Source organism: Myxococcota bacterium, assembly GCA_039030075.1.
Taxonomy (GTDB): Bacteria; Myxococcota_A; UBA9160; order UBA9160; family SMWR01; genus JAHEJV01.
Map to the genome: position 1 here is coordinate 192,816 of JBCCEW010000008.1, position 17,011 is coordinate 209,826.

General features: G+C 68.3%; 13 protein-coding genes. 9 read left to right on the top strand and 4 right to left on the bottom strand.

Annotation, left to right across the window (positions count from 1 at the left end; translation table 11 throughout):
- Position 1: 1 nt before the first annotated feature.
- Positions 2–1,228, bottom strand: coding sequence for an acyl-CoA dehydrogenase family protein (locus AAF430_11280; protein ID MEM7410808.1), 1,227 nt, complete (start codon positions 1,226–1,228; stop codon positions 2–4).
- 8 nt (positions 1,229–1,236) lie between these two features.
- On the bottom strand, positions 1,237–2,322 hold the full coding sequence (locus tag AAF430_11285; protein ID MEM7410809.1) for an acyl-CoA dehydrogenase family protein: 1,086 nt from the start codon (positions 2,320–2,322) through the stop codon (positions 1,237–1,239).
- 609 nt (positions 2,323–2,931) lie between these two features.
- Here AAF430_11285 and AAF430_11290 point away from each other — a divergent pair.
- From AAF430_11290 to AAF430_11320, 7 genes are all read left to right on the top strand, one after another.
- Entirely contained in the window at positions 2,932–3,666 is a 735-nt protein-coding gene (locus tag AAF430_11290; GenBank protein ID MEM7410810.1) for a cytochrome c3 family protein, read from the top strand.
- Between the two features lie 39 nt (positions 3,667–3,705).
- A complete protein-coding gene (locus AAF430_11295) occupies positions 3,706–6,843 on the top strand; it encodes a molybdopterin-dependent oxidoreductase (GenBank protein ID MEM7410811.1) in 3,138 nt (1,045 codons plus the stop codon).
- A complete protein-coding gene (nrfD, locus tag AAF430_11300; protein MEM7410812.1) occupies positions 6,840–8,213 on the top strand; it encodes an NrfD/PsrC family molybdoenzyme membrane anchor subunit in 1,374 nt (457 codons plus the stop codon). The genes AAF430_11295 and nrfD overlap by 4 nt, the downstream gene beginning before the upstream one ends.
- The gene (locus AAF430_11305) at positions 8,213–8,719 is read left to right on the top strand and encodes a DUF3341 domain-containing protein (protein ID MEM7410813.1); all 507 of its coding nucleotides are present in this window, start codon (positions 8,213–8,215) and stop codon (positions 8,717–8,719) included. Before nrfD ends, AAF430_11305 begins: the two co-directional genes overlap by 1 nt.
- Positions 8,703–9,326 (top strand): cytochrome c, encoded by a 624-nt coding sequence (locus AAF430_11310; GenBank protein MEM7410814.1) that lies wholly within the window; start codon positions 8,703–8,705, stop codon positions 9,324–9,326. Before AAF430_11305 ends, AAF430_11310 begins: the two co-directional genes overlap by 17 nt.
- Complete coding sequence (locus tag AAF430_11315) at positions 9,323–10,594, top strand: hypothetical protein (protein MEM7410815.1); 1,272 nt, start codon at positions 9,323–9,325, stop codon at positions 10,592–10,594. The genes AAF430_11310 and AAF430_11315 overlap by 4 nt, the downstream gene beginning before the upstream one ends.
- A 128-nt stretch (positions 10,595–10,722) precedes the next feature.
- Positions 10,723–12,054, top strand: a complete 1,332-nt coding sequence (locus AAF430_11320; protein ID MEM7410816.1) for a rhomboid family intramembrane serine protease — start codon at positions 10,723–10,725, stop codon at positions 12,052–12,054.
- Here AAF430_11320 and AAF430_11325 read toward each other — a convergent pair.
- Positions 12,044–13,009 (bottom strand): hypothetical protein, encoded by a 966-nt coding sequence (locus AAF430_11325; protein MEM7410817.1) that lies wholly within the window; start codon positions 13,007–13,009, stop codon positions 12,044–12,046. The two genes, AAF430_11320 and AAF430_11325, sit on opposite strands and share 11 nt — an antisense overlap.
- 13 nt (positions 13,010–13,022) lie before the next feature.
- A complete protein-coding gene (gene purU / locus AAF430_11330) occupies positions 13,023–13,943 on the bottom strand; it encodes a formyltetrahydrofolate deformylase (protein MEM7410818.1) in 921 nt (306 codons plus the stop codon).
- Positions 13,944–14,742: 799 nt separating this feature from the next.
- On the opposite strand from purU, the gene glpK reads away from it, so the two are divergent.
- Positions 14,743–16,236, top strand: coding sequence for a glycerol kinase GlpK (gene glpK, locus AAF430_11335; GenBank protein MEM7410819.1), 1,494 nt, complete (start codon positions 14,743–14,745; stop codon positions 16,234–16,236).
- A gap of 5 nt (positions 16,237–16,241) precedes the next feature.
- A complete protein-coding gene (locus AAF430_11340) occupies positions 16,242–17,000 on the top strand; it encodes a glycerophosphodiester phosphodiesterase (GenBank protein MEM7410820.1) in 759 nt (252 codons plus the stop codon).
- Positions 17,001–17,011: the final 11 nt, after the last annotated feature.

The window sequence follows — 17,011 nt, forward strand, 5'->3', positions numbered from 1 at the left end:
CTCAGCGGAGCATGCTGGATGGATAGTCGAGGATACGCCGGGCGACGATCAGCTGATTGATCTGCTGAGTGCCCTCGTAGATATCGTTGATCTTCGCGTCGCGCATCCACTTCTCGACGAGCAGCTTCTTCGAGTAACCCGCGGGGCCGAGGATCTCGACGGCCTTCTGGGTGATCTTGGTGACGGCCAGGCCCGCCTTCGCCTTCGCCATCGACGCTTCGAGGTTGTTGGGCTTGCCCTGGTTCATCATCGTCGCGGCGCGCCAGGTGAGGAGCCGTGCGGCCTGGAGTTCGGCCTCCATCTCGATGACGTCGCGCTCGACCGCCGTCTGGGCGTGGGGGCCTGCGTCGTAGCGCAGCGCGACCCCCTGGCGTTCGAGTTCTTCGAGCACGGTGTCGAGGGCCGCGCGCCCGACACCGACGGCCATCGCCGCGACGATCGGTCGGCTCGCATCGAAGGTCGCCATCGCGCCCTTGAAGCCCTTGTCCCCCGACGACTTCGGGCCCTTCTTCTTGACCTCGGCCCGGCCGAGCAGGTTTTCCTTCGGGACCCGACAGTTCTCGAAGACGAGGGTGGCCGTGTCCGACGCCCGGATGCCGAGCTTCTTCTCGCAGCCGACCAGACGCATGCCCGGCGTCCCGGCGGGAACCACGAACGCCTTGATCCCGCCGCGTCCCGCCGACTTGTCGACGGTGGCCCAGACCGCGACGAAGCCCCCTTCGAAGGTGGCTGCGCCTTCGCCGGCGGTGCAGAAGATCTTCGTTCCGTTCAGCACGTATGCGTCGCCGTCGAGGTCGGCCGTCGTCTGGATCGCGGCGGAGTCGGAGCCCGCCGCGGGCTCGGTGATCGCCATCGCGCCCCAGACCGGCTCGCCCTCGCCCTTGAACGGTGCAAGGAAGCGCGCCTTCTGTTCGGGGGTGCCGGCAGCCGCGACCGCCGATCCGCCCAGCGCCGCCGTCGGCATGCGCAGATACAGGCCCGCGTCGCCCCAGCAGAGTTCTTCGGCCTGCACGCACACCTGGACGAAGCCGTCTCCCGGGGCGTCGAGCTTCATGCCCTGCGGTCCGCTGCGGCCTTCCTTCCAGAAGTAGTCGACCCATTCGGTCGGGAGTGTGTGCTCTTCGAGGTCGTACTTCCGCGAGATCGGCCGCATCTGTTCGGCCGCCATCTTCCGGTAGTGCGCCTGGGCGGTGCGGGTGTTGTCGGTGAGATCGAAGGAGATCGGCATCGGTGTCCTCAGACGAGTGTGAGCGCCTCGAAGCAGGAGAAGCCTCGGGCGTTGCGGAGGTGCATTTCCGGCAGGTAGTCGCGGATGTAGCCATGGCCGCCGAAGACCTGGACCGCGCCGTCTGCGACTTCGAGGGCGACGCGCTGCGCCTGCCGCGACGCCAGTGTGGTCTCGCGCCCGGCCGGCAGGCCCTGGTCGAGTCGCCAGGCCGCTTCCCAGGTGAGCAGACGCGCCGCGTCGATCTCGATCGCCATGTCGGCGAGCTTGAACGCGATCGCCTGCTTCGTGGCGATCGGGCCGCCGAACGCCTCGCGCTCCTTGGCGTAGTCGCGCGCCACTTCGAAGGAGGCCCGCGCGACGCCCACCGCCATGGCCGCGAGGGCGACGCGCCCGCGGTGCAGCAGCGCGGCCAGCCCGTCGGGTCCAACCGGGAGCACGGCGTTGGCGGCGACCATCACGCCGTCCAGCTGGAGCTCGGCCGTCGGGAAGGCCTGGATGCCCAGGTTGTCCTCGGTGGCGGCCTTGAGCCCGGCTGCGTCGCGCGCCATGCCGTACAGCGCCGGTCCATCGGGGCCCAGCGCCGAGACCCAGACGGGGCCGTCGCCGGCGAGCCACGGCACCAGGCACTTCTGGCCCCGGAGTTCGAAACCGCCGTCGGCGGGCGTCGCGGAGGTGGCCGGCTGGAACACGTCGGCGGCAAAACCCGGTTCTACGACCGCGAGGGAGCCGGGTGCGAAGGCCGCACCGGTCAGGGCGGGAAGCCAGCGCGCCTGCTGCCCGGCCGCGCCGAAGTCCGCGACGGGGATGGCGCTCAGCGACGGCGAAAGCGCCGCCAGCGCGATGGACAGGTCGCCCCAGGCGAGCTCCTCCGCGATCAGGACGCCGGTCACGGCGCTGCGTTCACCGCCGCCTCCGTGCTCGGTCGCGATCCCGTTCGCCACCAGTCCGAGCTCGTGTGCACTCTGCAGCACGGCGCGGGGTACCTCGCGCGCCTCGTCGCACTCGCGGGCGCGGGGGCGCACCTCGTTGGCGGCGAACTGATGCACGGTCTCGCGGATCAGCTGCTGCTCTTCATCGGGTTCGAAGTCGATCACGGCCACCTCGTGGAGACTGCGGGCTGCGGGGCAAACGCCGCAGCCAGGAGAAACAGGGGAGGGCGACGAGGCCCGCGCAGTCGCGAAACCCGGTCCGGGTGCGATCCCCTCGGAAACCCAGGCGAATCCCTCGCGGACGGGCGTGCGCGGTGCTCGCGGCGGGCATCCTCGGCAGGCGCGGCGCCACCGTAGCACCGGCGCGCGGCGCGTCGCGGGGGCCTCTCGACGCGATCGGCCCAGACGTTGGCGCAGATCGGAAATAGGACGCGCCAAGGGCGCTTTTCGCCGGCCGTTTTCGGGCCAATTCACCTTGACGCGACCCGGCTTACGGGATATCACACCGCGCGTCGCGGGCGATGCGCACCCCGCATCGTTCGTCCTTCCCAAACGCTCACGCACCCCGTACTCAGGCTCTTCGCGGGCAGCCCGGGCGCTTCCTTCCAGGAACGCCGTCCCAACGAGGCTCTCGCACAGGAACCGGTACGGGATTCGTCGTTCTTGCCCCCGACGGTCCGGCCCGTACCCATACGGAGACGGAATGCGCGGGGCTCCGTGGCGTGAGTGACTTCCACTCGTCCCGACGCCCCACAGGAGCTGGCAGTTCCACGCATGAGACACCTCGCCCCGACGCGTCCTTGGATCCTTGGAGCTCTGGTCGTCGCGGCGGCCCTCGTATGGATGGTCGCGGGTTTCGGCGGGACACCGGTGCAAGCGGCGGACACGGACATCCGCATCGCGAAGAGTGTCTGCGAAGCCCACGAGCTCCGCGCCCTGGCCGAAGCCGACCCGGATCTCCAGATCGAGATTCCGCGCGAGTTCGCGACGCCCTGGCCCACCCGCGAGGCCTGCCTCTCCCACACGGCCGCGGAGGATCCCGACGCCCCGGGACCGCTCCAGCCGATCCAGTTCAGCCACAAGCACCACGCCGGCATGTACGAGATCGAGTGCGAGTACTGCCACTCGGGAACCGATCGCTCGCCGGCGGCCGGTGTTCCGTCCGTCGAGTTGTGCATGGGCTGCCACGCCCAGTTCCCCGCGAGCTACGACGAACTCGAAGGCATCCAGACGCTGAAGAAGCACTGGGAAGAGAAGAAGCCCATCGAGTGGGAGCAGATCCATCGGTTGCCCGAGCACGTGCAGTTCCAGCACCGCGCGCACATCCGCGCGGGCTTCGACTGCCAGCGTTGTCACGGCAACGTCGAGGAATACGACAAGCTGCCTCTGGTCGAGGACACCATCTGGTGGCCCTGGGGGTTGCCCTCGGCCAAGCTCGAGATGGGTTGGTGCATCGACTGCCACCGAGAGAACGGCGCGACGCAGGATTGCTACGCCTGCCACTACTAGGCGAACCGCGGCGCGAAAGAGCGCCGGAGTTGGGGACGGATGGGCGATTTCGACCGACGAGACTTTCTGAAGCTGGTAGGGACCAGCGCAGGTGCGGCAGCCGCCGCGGGCTGCGCAGAGTTGCCCGAGAAGCTGATCCCGTACGTGGTGCAGCCCGAGGAGATCACCCCCGGTCTGCCCGTGATCTATGCGTCGACCTGCCAGGAGTGCGCCGGCGGCTGCGGGTTCCACGTCAAGACCCGCGAAGGCCGACCGATCAAGTACAACGGAAATCCCGAGCATCCCATCAACCGGGGCTATCTCTGCTCGAAGGGACAGGCTTCGATCGGGCGTACCTATCACCCGGACCGCTATCGCGGCCCGATGCAGCGCGGAGCCGACGGCACCTACACACCGGTCGCGTGGGAAGAGGCTCTGGCAAAGCTGTCCCGCTCGGTTGCGGGTGCAGGCTCGAAGGTCGCGGTGTTCGGGGCGCCGGTGGGCCCGACGCTCGGCGATCTGATCGATCAATGGCTCGTCGTCGCAGGCGGTGGAACTCGGATCACCTACGACCCGTTTGCGCCTGAGGCACTGATCCACGCCACCGAGGCCGTCTTCGGTGTGGCATCGCAGCCCATCTTCGACCTCTCCGAGACCGACCTGGTGATCGACTTCGGCTCGGACGGGCTCAGCACCGGGCTTTCTCCGGTCGAGCACACCTACCAGCTGATGGCCGCGCGGGACGTCGAGAGCGAGGCGGGCCGCAAGGCGCGGCTCGTCTACGTCGGTCCCCGGCTCGACGAGACGGCGGGTGCCTCGGACGAGTGGCTACCGGCGAAGCCGGGCACCGAAGGGCTGCTCGCGCTGTCGATCGCCTCCGAAGCCGTGGCTTCGATCCGGCGGCGCGGCGGAAGCCTGGACGCTGCGGCCGAGGCCCTCGTGGGCCGGCTCTCGGGTTTCGAGGCGGCCAAGATCGCGAAGATCTCCGAGGTGCCCGAGGCCACGATTCGCCGCCTCGGCGTCGCGCTCGCGAACGCCAAGCGTCCCGCGGCCTTGCCTCCGGGCGTCGCGCTCACGAGTCGTCGCGCGACCGCCACGAACGCCGCGGTCCTGATCCTCAACACCGTGATCGGAGCGCTGGGCAAGACCCTGACGATTCCCCCGGTTACGGGCACGCCGACTCCGTTCCGTGAGGTGGCCCGGCTGATCGACGCGATGCGATCGGGCGACGTCGACGTGCTCGTCGTTCACGGCTCGAATCCCCTCCATTCGCTCCCGAAGGACGCCGGGTTCGCCGAGGCGCTCGAAAAGGTGAAGCTGGTGGTCTCCACGGCTTCGATGCCCGACGAGACGTCGATGCGCGCTCACCTGGTGCTCCCCGATCACACGACGGCAGAAAGCTGGGGCGACGCCGCACCCCGGGATGGCGTGATCAGTCTCGTCCAGCCCACCCTGCGACCGCTCTACGACACGCGCGCCTTCGGCGACGTGCTGCTCGAGTCGGGGCGGCAGATCGGCGGCGAGTCCGGTGGCACGCTGCCGAAGGGCAGCTTCCGCGAAGTGATCGAAGCCGCTTGGAGTCACACCGACTGGCGCGCAGCGCTGCAGCGCGGCGGTGTGTTCCGGCCGCCTGCTTCGGCGGAGCTCGACCCGGGCGCTGGTCTGGCGAGCCTCGAGTGGCGCGAGCCGCAGCTCGAGGGGGAAGGGACCTTCACGGTCCTGCCGGTTCCCTCGCCGATGCTCGGCGACGGGAGCGGCGCGAACCTGCCTCTTCTCCAGGAGATTCCCGACCCCATCACGAAGGTGGCCTGGCAGTCCTGGGCAGAGATCAGCCTCGACATGGCTGACCAGCTTGGCGTGGGCGTCGGCGACATTCTCTGGGTCGAGACGACCTACGGGCGCATCGAGGTGCCGGCCTGGCCCCGCGGTGGCGTGCGCGACGACGTGATCGCGATCGCTTTCGGACAGGGACACACGGTCGGGCGCTGGGCGTCGATGGCACCGGAAGGCGAGCTGACCGGTCCTGCCCGCGGCGTGAACGTCAACGAGATCCTGCCGGCACTCACGGACGAGAGCGGTGGACGCGCGTTCCTGGCCGTGAAGGCGAAGGTCACCAACAGCGGCGACTACCGACGCTTGCCCTTCACCCAGGCCACCGACAACAAGCGCGGACGGATGCTCGGCGAGAGCATCTCTCTGGTGGCACTCGCCAAGGGAGGCGAAAGCCCCTGGGCCGCGAACGAGGTGGCTGGACAGCCCCACGGTGGCGGTCATGGCGACGACCACGGCGCGGCGAAGGACGATCACGGCGCGGCCGCCGCCGCCCACGGCGACGCGGGACACGGCGAAGGTCACGGCGACGGCCACGGTGGCTCGCACGAGATCCTGCGGGCGTTCGACCCGGTCGACGACTCGGCTCCCGAAGATCCGTATCGATGGGGCATGGCGGTCGACCTGGACCGCTGCACGGGGTGCAACGCGTGCGTCGTCTCCTGCCACATCGAGAACAACATCCCGGTCGTCGGCGAAGAGGGCGTACTGCGCTCGCGCCAGATGAGCTGGATGCGCATCGAGCGCTTCATCGGTGAGGGCGAGCAGTCGTTCAAGACCGGTCGACCGGGCCCTCAGAACCACGAAGAGCTCGGCAACGTCGACGTTCGCAATTCGCCGATGATGTGCCAGCAGTGCGGCGCCGCGCCTTGCGAGCCCGTCTGCCCGGTCTACGCGACCTACCACACCGAGTCGGGCCTCAACGGCATGATCTACAACCGCTGCATCGGCACGCGCTACTGCGCGAACAACTGCCCTTACAAGGTGCGGCGCTTCAACTGGTTCGACTACCAGATCGAGGGCTGGCCGGAGCCGATGGGTCTCGGGCTGAACCCGGACGTGACGGTCCGTGGCCAGGGCGTGATGGAGAAGTGCACCTTCTGCATCCAGACGATCCAGGCGACCCGTCAGGCTGCGGCGGACGAGGGTCGCGACGTGCTCGGACCGGGTGAGGTCCAGACGGCCTGCCAGAGCAGCTGTGCATCGGGGGCCATCACCTTCGACAACCTCAAACTCCCCGGCAACACCGCGACCGCCAAGGTCGACGCCAACAAGAGCCGCGCCTACCACGCGCTCCACGTTCTCAATGTGCGACCGGCCATCACCTACCTGGCGAAGGTCGCTCGCGAAGAAGGACACGAGGGATGACGCCGCCGCCGCCCGCCGAATCGGTCGCTGCCATGATCCGGCCCACGCCGGTCATGAATGATTCGAAGGTCAACCGCGACCTTCTCCGCGTAATGGAAGGAGCTTCGATCGGTTGGATCGTCCTGCTCCACATCGCGGTTTTCTTCATGCTCGCGGCCGGCGCCACCTGGGTCTACCAGGTCTACAAGGGCCTCGGTATCGGCGGCTACGCCCACCCCGTCTTCTGGGGCGCTTACATCGTGACCTTCGTGTTCTGGGTGGGTATCGCTCACGCCGGCACGCTGATCTCGGCGATTCTGTTTCTGTTCCGCGCGAAATGGCGCAACGCGATCAACCGCAGCGCGGAGGCGATGACCGTCTTCGCGGTGCTCACGGCGGCCCAGTTCCTCGGGATCCACGTCGGCCGGATGTGGAAGTCCTACTTCATCCTGCCGTACCCGAACCAACGCGCGCTGTGGGTGAACTTCAAGAGTCCGCTCTTGTGGGACACCTTCGCGATCACCACCTACGCGACGATCTCGATCCTGTTCCTCTTCGTCGGGCTGATCCCCGACTTCGCGATCGCCCGCGACCGCGCCACCGGCTGGCGCAAGGGCCTCTACACCGTGCTCGCCCTCGGTTGGCAGGGCAAGTCGAGGCAGTGGAAGTCACACAACCGCACGGTGCTCCACCTGTCGGGTCTCGCGACCCCGCTGGTGCTCTCGGTCCACTCGGTGGTTTCCTGGGACTTCGCCATGTCGATCGTGCCCGGCTGGCACGCGACGGTCTTCGCACCGTACTTCGTGGCCGGCGCCATCTTCTCCGGCTTCGCGATGGTGCTGACGATGATGATCCCCGTCCGCCGCATCTTCGGCCTCGAGGAGTACATCACCGACTACCACTTCGAGAACATGTCGAGGTTCATCCTGCTGACCTCGATCATCGTCAGCTACGCCTACGCGGCCGAGTACTTCGTCGCCTGGTACAGCGGCGTCGAGGCCGAGCAGAGCTCGTTCTGGCTACGCGCCTTCGGCCCATACTGGATCTCGACGTGGGTGATGATCATCTGTAACGGCGTCGTCCCACAGATCTTGTGGTTCAAATGGGCGAGAACCCACATACCCACACTCTTCGTGGTGTCCGTGCTGATCAACATCGGCATGTGGTTCGAGCGCTACGTCATCATCATCTCAGGCTTGTCGCGCGAATACGATCCGGCCGTCTGGGGCGTCTACACACCCAGCTGGGCCGAGCTGATCATCGTTGCCGGAAGCTTCGGCTTCTTCTGTCAGTTCTTCCTACTCGCGCTCAAGGTGATCCCGATGATCGCCATCGCCGAGGTGAAGGAACTCGAGATCCACGCCAAGGCCCACGGCGAGGGAGGACACTGATGCCGACCCTGATGGGCGTCTTCGAACAGCCCGACCACATCGCGGCAGCAGCGACACGCCTGCGCGATCGCGGCTATGACAAGATGGAGACATACTCTCCCGCGCCGTTCCCGGAAGTGGACGACGCCGTGCACCCCGAGCCGAGCCCCGTGCGCCGGTTCACCCTGGTGGGCGGCCTGCTCGGGGTGGTCACCGGCTACGCACTCACCCTGTGGATGTCGAACGACTGGCCGATCATGCTGGGCGGGAAGCCGTTCTCGTCGATCCCGCCGTACACGATCATCGCCTTCGAGCTGACGATCCTCTTCGGCGGTGTGCTGACCGTGGTGGGTCTCTTCATCATGGCCGGCCTCGGGAAGTTCCAGCTCGACCCGCACTACCACCCCCGCTTCTCCGGGGAGGAGTTCGGTCTGGTCGTCGAGTGTCGCGAGCGCGACGTGCCGGAGATCGACGGTCTGCTCCGCGACCACCACGCGACGGAGGTGAGCCTTGTCGACTCTCAGTGAGGTGCACTCGTCGCGGGATGCCGCGCGCAAGCGCGGCCTGCGGATCTCGCGATCCTTCTTCGTGGGCACTGCGTTCCTGCTCGTCTTCAGCGTCGGCTGCTGGGAGCAGTGGTCGGATACGTGGTTCCCGCAGATGAAGCGCCAGAAGGCGCAGCAGGCCTTCGAGATCGTCCTGTTCGACGAGCAGGTCGAGGGTTTCGTGCCGCCCGAGGGCACCGTACCGGCCGTCGGCGCGCCGCCGCCGACCTGGGACCCGAACGACGAGCCCACCCAGAACGCCCTGGTGAACCCTCGACCGATGTCGCTCGACTCCCTCGAGAACGGCAAGGTCGCCTACGAGATCTACTGCGCGACCTGCCACGGTGACACCGGCGTCGGCGACGGCCCGGTCAGCATGAACGGCGACCTGCGCGGTCCGTTCGGTGGTGTCCTGGCCATCGCAGGCCCGGCGAGCATCGCCAAGATCCGCAGCGACGGTCACATCTATTCGACGATCCGGTACGGACGTCGACGCATGCCCGGCTACGCCCGGATCCCTTCCGACGACCGCTGGGACATCGTCAATTACATCCGATACCTGAACGAGCAGAAGGGAATCGGCCAGTGAGCAGCCAATACGTGGCAAACCCCCGCGAACTGCCGAACGGCGTGACGGCGGGCTGTGTGGCTCTGGTCGTGATCGGCGTCATCGCGCTGTTCTACGGCCTCTCGACGGACCCCGCGACCACCTGGCGCGCCTTCCACGTGAACTACCTCTACTGGGGCACCCTGTCGCAGGCGGCCCTGTGCCTGGGCTGCGCGCTGGTCATCATCGGCGCGAAGTGGGCCGGCCCGATTCGCCACGTGGCCGAGGGCCTGGCGGCATGGGTTCCGATCTCGTTCGTGCTCTTCCTCGTCGGCAACTACTTCGGCCGCGAGTACATCCACACGAATTGGATCCATGGGGCGCCTCCCGGCAAGGAAGGGTGGCTGAACTTCACCCGCGTGTTCTGGACCGACGCGGCGGTGCTCGCGGTCGGCGCGCTCCTCACGATCGTCTACCTGCGCACCAGCTTCCGCCCCGCGCTGGCAGGCGCGGCCGAGCGGGCCACGCGCGCGAAGGGACTCTTCGAGAGCTGGACCGCTGGCTGGCGGGGCGACGAAGAGGAGTACGCCGATTCGCAGCGCAAGCTGCGGGTGCTCGCTCCGACGATTTGTCTCGTCTACGCGTTCGGCAACACCTTCATCGCTTTCGATCAGGTCATGTCGCTGACGCCGACCTGGTTCTCGAACATCTTCGGCTGGTACTTCCTCTGGGGTGGCTTCCTCTCGGGTGTGTGCCTCACAGCGCTCATCTGCGTCCTGCTTCGCGCCACGGCGCCCGGCTGGGACGTCGAGATCACGAAGCCCCGCATGCACGATCTCGGGAAGATGATGTTCGCCTTCTCGATCTTCTGGATGTACCTCTTCTTCGCCCAGTACATCGTGATCTGGTACGGCAACCTTCCCGAAGAGACTCAGTTCTTCCAGGCGCGCCTCGGGACCCAGTTCCTGCAGGACAGCTGGGAGGTCGTGTGGGCCTACTTCGACGAGCCCTACGTGAAGGTGGCGCTCTTCGCCTGGCTCGGCTGCTGGCTCACGCCCTTCTGGGTGCTGCTCGGCCAGACTCCGAAGAAGACCCCGGTCATCCTGGGGAGCGTCGCCGCCATCGTGCTCTTCGGTTTCTGGCTCGAGCGCAACATGCTGGTCTGGCCGTCGCTGGTGCCCGAAGACGGCATGTCCTGGTTCGGTCCGATCCAGGTCGGTCTCGCAGTCGGGTTCCTCGGGGCCTTCGTGCTGACCTTCCTGGTCTTCAGCCGGATCTTCCCGACGCTGCCGCTGCCGAAGCGTTCGTAGCGGCGCCCAGCCGCAACCAAGCGCTTCGCTAGTCTCGCCGGGTGGAACCTCGCCGACCCGATGCGGATGCGCCGCCGACTCCGCCCGGGTCGGGGGCGAGCGGGGACCGGGAAGCGTCGGGGGAGTCGTTGAGCTTCTCCCTGGAAGGCCGTGAAGCGATCCGCTTCGAGGCCGACGGTTTCCACCACCCAGCAGCGGCTTCGGGCAGCAAGCGGGTGTTCACGCGCTTCGCTGCGCTCACCCACGTGGCCACCACGCCGCGCGCCCTGTGGATCGGCGCCGAGGATTCGGTCTACGTGCTGCCGCGCGGATCCTTCGTGGCATCCGAGGACCCGGAGCGTATGGTGCAGGCGCTGCTCTCCCGCGTCACCCAGCTGCCCGAGGGTGCCGCGCAGCTCGCGCGCATGTCCGAGGTGGAGGCGACGGCCCGACTCGATGAGCGCGAGATCGCCACCTGGGCGTTCGCGGCGCTGTGCGTTCTCGTCTACGTGGCGCAGCTCTTCCATACCCCGTGGCTCGAGCGCGTCAGCTACTTCAACGGCGCCATGGCCGCTCAGGGCGATTGGTGGCGCTACGTGACGGCGAACGTATTCCACAGCTACCTCGTCCACCTGGTCTTGAATGTCGCCGGGCTGGTCGCCGTCGGGTCGCTCGTCGAGCATGCGCTCGGGACCGCGCGCACGCTCTTTTTGATGATCGTGTCCGGCGTGGCAGCGATGGTCGTCTCCGGGCTCGCGACGTCGGTTCCCGTGGTCGGGGCGTCGGGCGTGGTCTCCGGCCTCGTCGGGGCGCTGCTCTGGCTCGAGCTCCGCATGACCGACCAGCTCCCCGCCTGGTGGCGCGTTCCCAGGCGCGTTCTCTTCTGGGTGATCGGGATCAGTGCGGTTCTCTCGCTCTTGCCCGCCATCGCGGGGGCGGCTCACCTGGGAGGCTTCGTCGGCGGCATCATCGCTATGCGCCTGGTGATCGATCGTGGTCTCGGGTCGCGTGCCAGCGAGGGTTGGATTCGCGGCGCGGCCACCGCCGGCGTCGTGCTGACGGCTGCTTCGATGGCGACGGCCACCTACCACGCGAGCTCCGCGGATTCCTTCCTCGAGCGCTACGGCGGCCGGGTGCTGATGACCTATCAGCTCACGCCCTACGACGCGAACGAGTGGGCCTGGCTGATCGCGACGACTCCGGACGCGAGCGCGGAGATGCTCGAGAACGGCCGCCAGTTGGCGGAGCAAGCGGTTCAGGCCACCGACCGGTCCGAGCCGGCCATCCTCGATACGCTCGCCGAGCTGCACTTCCAGCTGGGGAACGCCGAGGCGGCACAGATCCTGATCGACGAAGCGATCGAGCTCGAGCCGACGAACACCTACTACCGCGGCCAGCGCGCGCGTTTCGAAGCCGGGAACCCCGAAGCGCCCCTACCGCCGGCGAACGAAGCGGACGGGATCCTCGACCTTACGGTGTGAACTCGTCGCCATCCTCGGCGATGATCACGCGTCCGTCGTAGTGGTCGGCGATCTCGAGCGTGACCTGCAGGTCGAGCACCGGCGGCGGTCGCAGGCGCACCAGCGCGAGCACCGGTACTTCGGCGCGGCGCGCGAGGCTGCCGACTTCGCGGTACTCGGTCAGGAGGGCGGCCTCGCGCTCCAGCAGTTCCGGGTCCAGATCGATGCCGAGATCGGTGGCCTCTTCGGGGGTCGGCACGCGCGCGGCATCGTGGACGAGCAGGTGCGCGCCGCGCGCCGCTTCTTCGAGGGCCTCGAGTCCCCAACCGACACCGCCGACCACCGCGCGCCGATCCCCGGCGCGCAGCTGCCAAGCCAGGCTGGGCACCGGGCCGCCGTCGAGGCCGATGGCCGTGAACGACAGCGCTCCTTCGCTGCCCTCCCATCCGTCTTCGGCTTCGACGACCTCGAAGCGGGGGCTGGGGGCCGGGAGGCCGAGGGCTTCCGCCCGAGCGGTCACGCCGCGCGACACCACCTGCGCCGCGGCCTGCGCGATCTCGCCGATGCCCGGCGGTCCGACGATCCGGATCGGTTCCTGTCGACCGGCCAACCATGCCGCCGACAGCCAGTCGTCGAGTCCGACGAGGTTCTCGGGCAAGAGCGCCGTTACGAGCAGGGTGTTCGGCTGGGACACGGGGACGGTGGCGGCGCGCAGCGCTTCGGCGAGCCCACGTCCGGCGTCCACCAGCACGACGTCCGCGCCCTGGCCGGCGGCGATCGAGGTGCCGCGGCGGTTGTGGTCCTCGGCCATGCCGGCGGTTCCGAGGGTGACCACCGTGAAGCGCTCGAACTGGCGCGGGTCGAGGGGGCGCACACCCTCGGCCACCTGGTCGAACTGCCAGGCGGCGCACGTGAGCACCCAGCTGGCCACGCCCACCAGGAGCGCGATCAAGAAGCCCGCCATCCGGAAATTCATGGAGCCGAGACCTCTACTGGAAGACGACCGTCTTGTTGCCGTAGACGAGAACCCGGTCGTCGAGGTGCCAACGCACGGCCCGGGAGAGCACGTTGCGTTCGACGTCGCGTCCCTTGCGGACGAGCTCGGCGATCGTGTCCTGATGGCTGGCGCGGATCACGTCCTGCTCGATGATCGGGCCCTCGTCGAGGTCCTTCGTCGCGTAGTGTGCGGTGGCGCCGATGAGCTTGACGCCGCGTTCGTGCGCCTGGTGGTAGGGCTTCCCCCCGCTGAAGGCGGGGAGGAACGAATGGTGGATGTTGATCACGCGGTGGATGAAGTGTTCGACGAAATCCGAGGAGAGGATCTGCATGTAGCGCGCCATCACCACGAGATCGATGTCCGCCCCGTCCAAGAGCGCGATCTCCTTCTCTTCCTGCGCGCGCTTGGTCTCCTTGGTGATCGGGAAGACGTGGTACGGCACGTCGAACTGGGCCGCGACCGGCGCGAGCGATTCGTGGTTGCTCACGATCATCGAGAGCTCGCAGTCGAGTTCACCGGCGCGGTGTCGCAACAGGAGGTCATAGAGACAGTGATCGGTGCGGCTGACGAAGATCGCCACCCGCTTCGGGCGGCTCGGCTCGGAGAGCCGCCAACGCATCTGCAGGCGGTCGGCGACCTCGGCGATCGCCGCCTTCAGGCTCGTCGCGTCGGTGCGCAGCTCGGTCGTGTCGAAGCGGATGCGCTGGAAGAAGATGCCGGCGAGCGGGTCGGTGTGCTGGTCCGCGTGGAGGATGTTCGCGCCGTGTCCGTAGAGCACCTGGGCCAGGGCGGCGACGATGCCGCGTTGGTCGGGACACGACACGAGCAGCGTCCAGACCTGTCGATCCGATTCGGAAGGCCTTCGGTCTGCGCCGGAAGCTGCGCGGTCCGCGTCCGAGGGGGAAGACGCCATGGACCGATGTTCCCTGCGGGAAGGCCCGAGATCAAGTCCGGCGGGTTCCGGCGCGGGCGGGGCAGGGCGTTGCGCACCGCTTTTCGCGGCCAGGCAAAAGAAAGCCCCGAGAGCAGGCCGTCGGCTGGGCCGATGGGCCTTCGGAGCGGCTACGGCATCCGCACTCTCGGGGCGGTGGCGCTGGGAACCTGCGTCCCCTTTGCCGAGATAAGAAATTCGGCTCGTGGCGCTAGGACGCCGCCACCTCACTCGCCGTAGTACTACATTGGTTCACCGAATCACCTCCGTCTCGGCGTGGGAAACACCCAGCGAGGCCCAGACCTCGCTTCCTGCCGGCTCCCGGGGTAGTCGCCGTTACCGCCCCTACCGGTCGCCCCAAAACGACCGACCTCGGCCGCCTGGGACTCGGGGACGAGTGAAGCCCCCTGTACTCGAACGTATCGGACGAACGGGGACCTGACCAGAAGTCCGGAAGTGTGATGCCCGGCACAGCGGGCCCCTCCCACCCTGACCGATCCTGGGTTCAGCGCGGGACGCCCGGGCGCTTCTCCGAAGCCCGGATGGTCCGGGTTTCGGGATTCCCCGTCCGAATCGGCTCCTGGGCGCCCCGCGCTGTGCCTGGCCCTGCCCACCCCAGGCCCCATCCGGTCCCCGCCCGACGCGGCCCGGCGCCAGCCCTAGCCGGATCGCGGCGCGATCCGGCTCCCCGAGAGTCGTTCGGAGGCCGCGAAGGTCCGCGAATTTCCACGTGAAACGGGTACGCTAGGCGCCCGCTCGTCGGCAGTGGGAGGCAGGGATCATGGCTCGCTACGTGATGGCGCTCGATCAGGGGACCACGTCCTCGCGCGCCTTGCTCTTCGACGCCGCGGGGACGGTGGTGGCCGTCGACCAGCGAGAGTTCCCGCAGCATTTTCCGAAGCCGGGCTGGGTAGAACACGACGCCGACGAGATCTGGGAGAGCCAGCTCGCGTCGGCGCGGGGAGCGCTCGAGAAGGCGGGTGCGACCGGCGCCGATCTCGCCGCCATCGGCATCACCAACCAACGCGAGACCACGGTGGTCTGGGATCGCGCGAGTGGTCGTCCGATCCATCGCGCGATCGTCTGGCAGTCGCGTCAGACCACACGGATCTGCGACGCATTGCGTGCCGAGGGGCTGGAAGACGAGGTGCGGCGACGCACCGGCCTGGTGATCGACGCGTACTTCTCGGGCACGAAAGTGCGATTCATCCTCGATGCGGTCGATGGGTCCCAGGCTCGCGCGGAAGCGGGAGAGCTCGCCTTCGGCACCATCGATAGCTGGCTGCTCCACAAGCTCACGAAGGGCCGTGTCCACGCGACCGAGTACTCGAACGTCGCGCGCACGCTCCTCTACAACGTCCACGAGCGCGACTGGGACGACCGCATGCTGGCGGCCTTGAACGTGCCGCGCGCAGTGCTCCCGGCCGTCCAGGATTCGAGCGGCGTCTTCGGGATGGCGGACCCCGAATGGTTCGGCGCCGAAGTGCCGATCGCCGGGATCGCGGGTGATCAGCAGGCCGCGCTCTATGGCCAGGGGTGCACGAGCCCGGGCCGCGCGAAGAACACCTACGGCACCGGTAGCTTCCTCCTGATGAACACCGGGGAGCAGGCCTCGGTGTCCGAGACCGGTCTGCTCACCACGCTGGCGTGGGGGATCGACGGTCGGGTCGAATACGCCCTCGAGGGCAGCATCTTCGTAACCGGCTCGGCGGTGCAGTGGCTGCGCGATGGCCTGGGGCTCCTCGAGAGCGCGGGCGAGAGCGAAGCCCTTGCTGCCAGCGTCGACGACACGGGCGGCGTGGTGCTGGTGCCGGCCTTCACCGGCCTCGGGGCTCCCTACTGGGACGAGCGCGCGCGCGGCGCGTTGGTGGGGCTCACGCGCGGGACGACGCGCGCCCACGTGGTGCGGGCGACCCTCGAGTCGATCGCCTACCAGACCCGCGACGTCGTCGAGTGCGTGCGCACTGATTCCGGCATTGCCCTCGAAGCCCTACGCGTCGACGGTGGCGCAACGGCAAACGACTTCCTCATGCAGTTCCAGGCCGACGTCCTCGGTTGCGTCGTCGAGCGCCCCCAGATGCTCGAAGTGACCGCACTCGGTGCAGCGGCGCTGGCGGGTCAGGCGGTCGGCTTCTTCGACGGGGTTCCGGGCGGCTCCGAGCAGGCGGCGGGACTCACGCGCTTCGAACCGCGCATGTCCACGGACGAGCGGGAATCGCTCTACGGCCGCTGGAAGCGGGCGGTCGAGCGGGCACGCGACTGGGCCGAAGACTGAGCCCGATGCGTCCCCAGCGACCCCTCTGCATCGCCCACCGCGGCGCGTCCGGCGAGCGTCTCGAGAACACCCTCGACGCCTACGCCCTCGCCGTCGCTCAGCAGGCGGACATGATCGAGATCGATCTGCATCTCACCGCCGACGGGGCGGTGGTGGTGGCTCATGACGAGCATCTCCCCGGCCTGCCCGGCGACGGCGCCATCGGTTCGAGCGGCCTGGACGACGTTCGCCAGATCGACCTGGGCGGGGGAGCGCGCGTGCCCACCCTCGATGAGGTACTCGACGGCTTCGCGCCCCGGATTCCCTTCAACCTGGAGATCAAGGTCGGCCCCGACGGCGCCTACGCCGGTCTGGAGTCGCGGGTCCTTGCGGCTCTCGAGGCGCGCGGGCTCTCCGAGTCGATGCTGTTCTCGTCCTTCGACGACGGGGTGCTCCTGCGACTGCGCGAGGCCTGGCCCGAGGCGCGCCTGGGCGTCCTGGTGTCGGGGCACGCGCCGCGGGGCTGGTCCCAGCGCTGCGAAACCGTCGGAGCCGAGGCCGTCCATCTGTGGCGAGGTCTGGCGGGCCACGGGACGATTCAGGAGGCCCACGCCGCCGGATGGGCGGTCTACGTGTACACCGTGGACGATCCCGCCGAGATGCGCCGTCTGCTGCGGGCCGGGGTCGACGGACTCTTCACCAACTACCCCTCCCGCCTCAAGAGCCTGCTCGACGCCGAGTTCCGAGGAAGGTCCCCCGTGGGGATTTTCGCGCCGCCGGTTTGAGGGGTCGTTTG

Coding starts and splice junctions, on each gene's coding strand:
- AAF430_11280 (MEM7410808.1), bottom strand. CDS start 1,228: ATGCCGATCTCCTTCGATCTCACCGACAACACCCGCACCGCCCAGGCG.
- AAF430_11290 (MEM7410810.1), top strand. CDS start 2,932: ATGAGACACCTCGCCCCGACGCGTCCTTGGATCCTTGGAGCTCTGGTC.
- AAF430_11295 (MEM7410811.1), top strand. CDS start 3,706: ATGGGCGATTTCGACCGACGAGACTTTCTGAAGCTGGTAGGGACCAGC.
- nrfD (MEM7410812.1), top strand. CDS start 6,840: ATGACGCCGCCGCCGCCCGCCGAATCGGTCGCTGCCATGATCCGGCCC.
- AAF430_11305 (MEM7410813.1), top strand. CDS start 8,213: ATGCCGACCCTGATGGGCGTCTTCGAACAGCCCGACCACATCGCGGCA.
- AAF430_11325 (MEM7410817.1), bottom strand. CDS start 13,009: ATGAATTTCCGGATGGCGGGCTTCTTGATCGCGCTCCTGGTGGGCGTG.
- purU (MEM7410818.1), bottom strand. CDS start 13,943: ATGGCGTCTTCCCCCTCGGACGCGGACCGCGCAGCTTCCGGCGCAGAC.
- glpK (MEM7410819.1), top strand. CDS start 14,743: ATGGCTCGCTACGTGATGGCGCTCGATCAGGGGACCACGTCCTCGCGC.
- AAF430_11340 (MEM7410820.1), top strand. CDS start 16,242: ATGCGTCCCCAGCGACCCCTCTGCATCGCCCACCGCGGCGCGTCCGGC.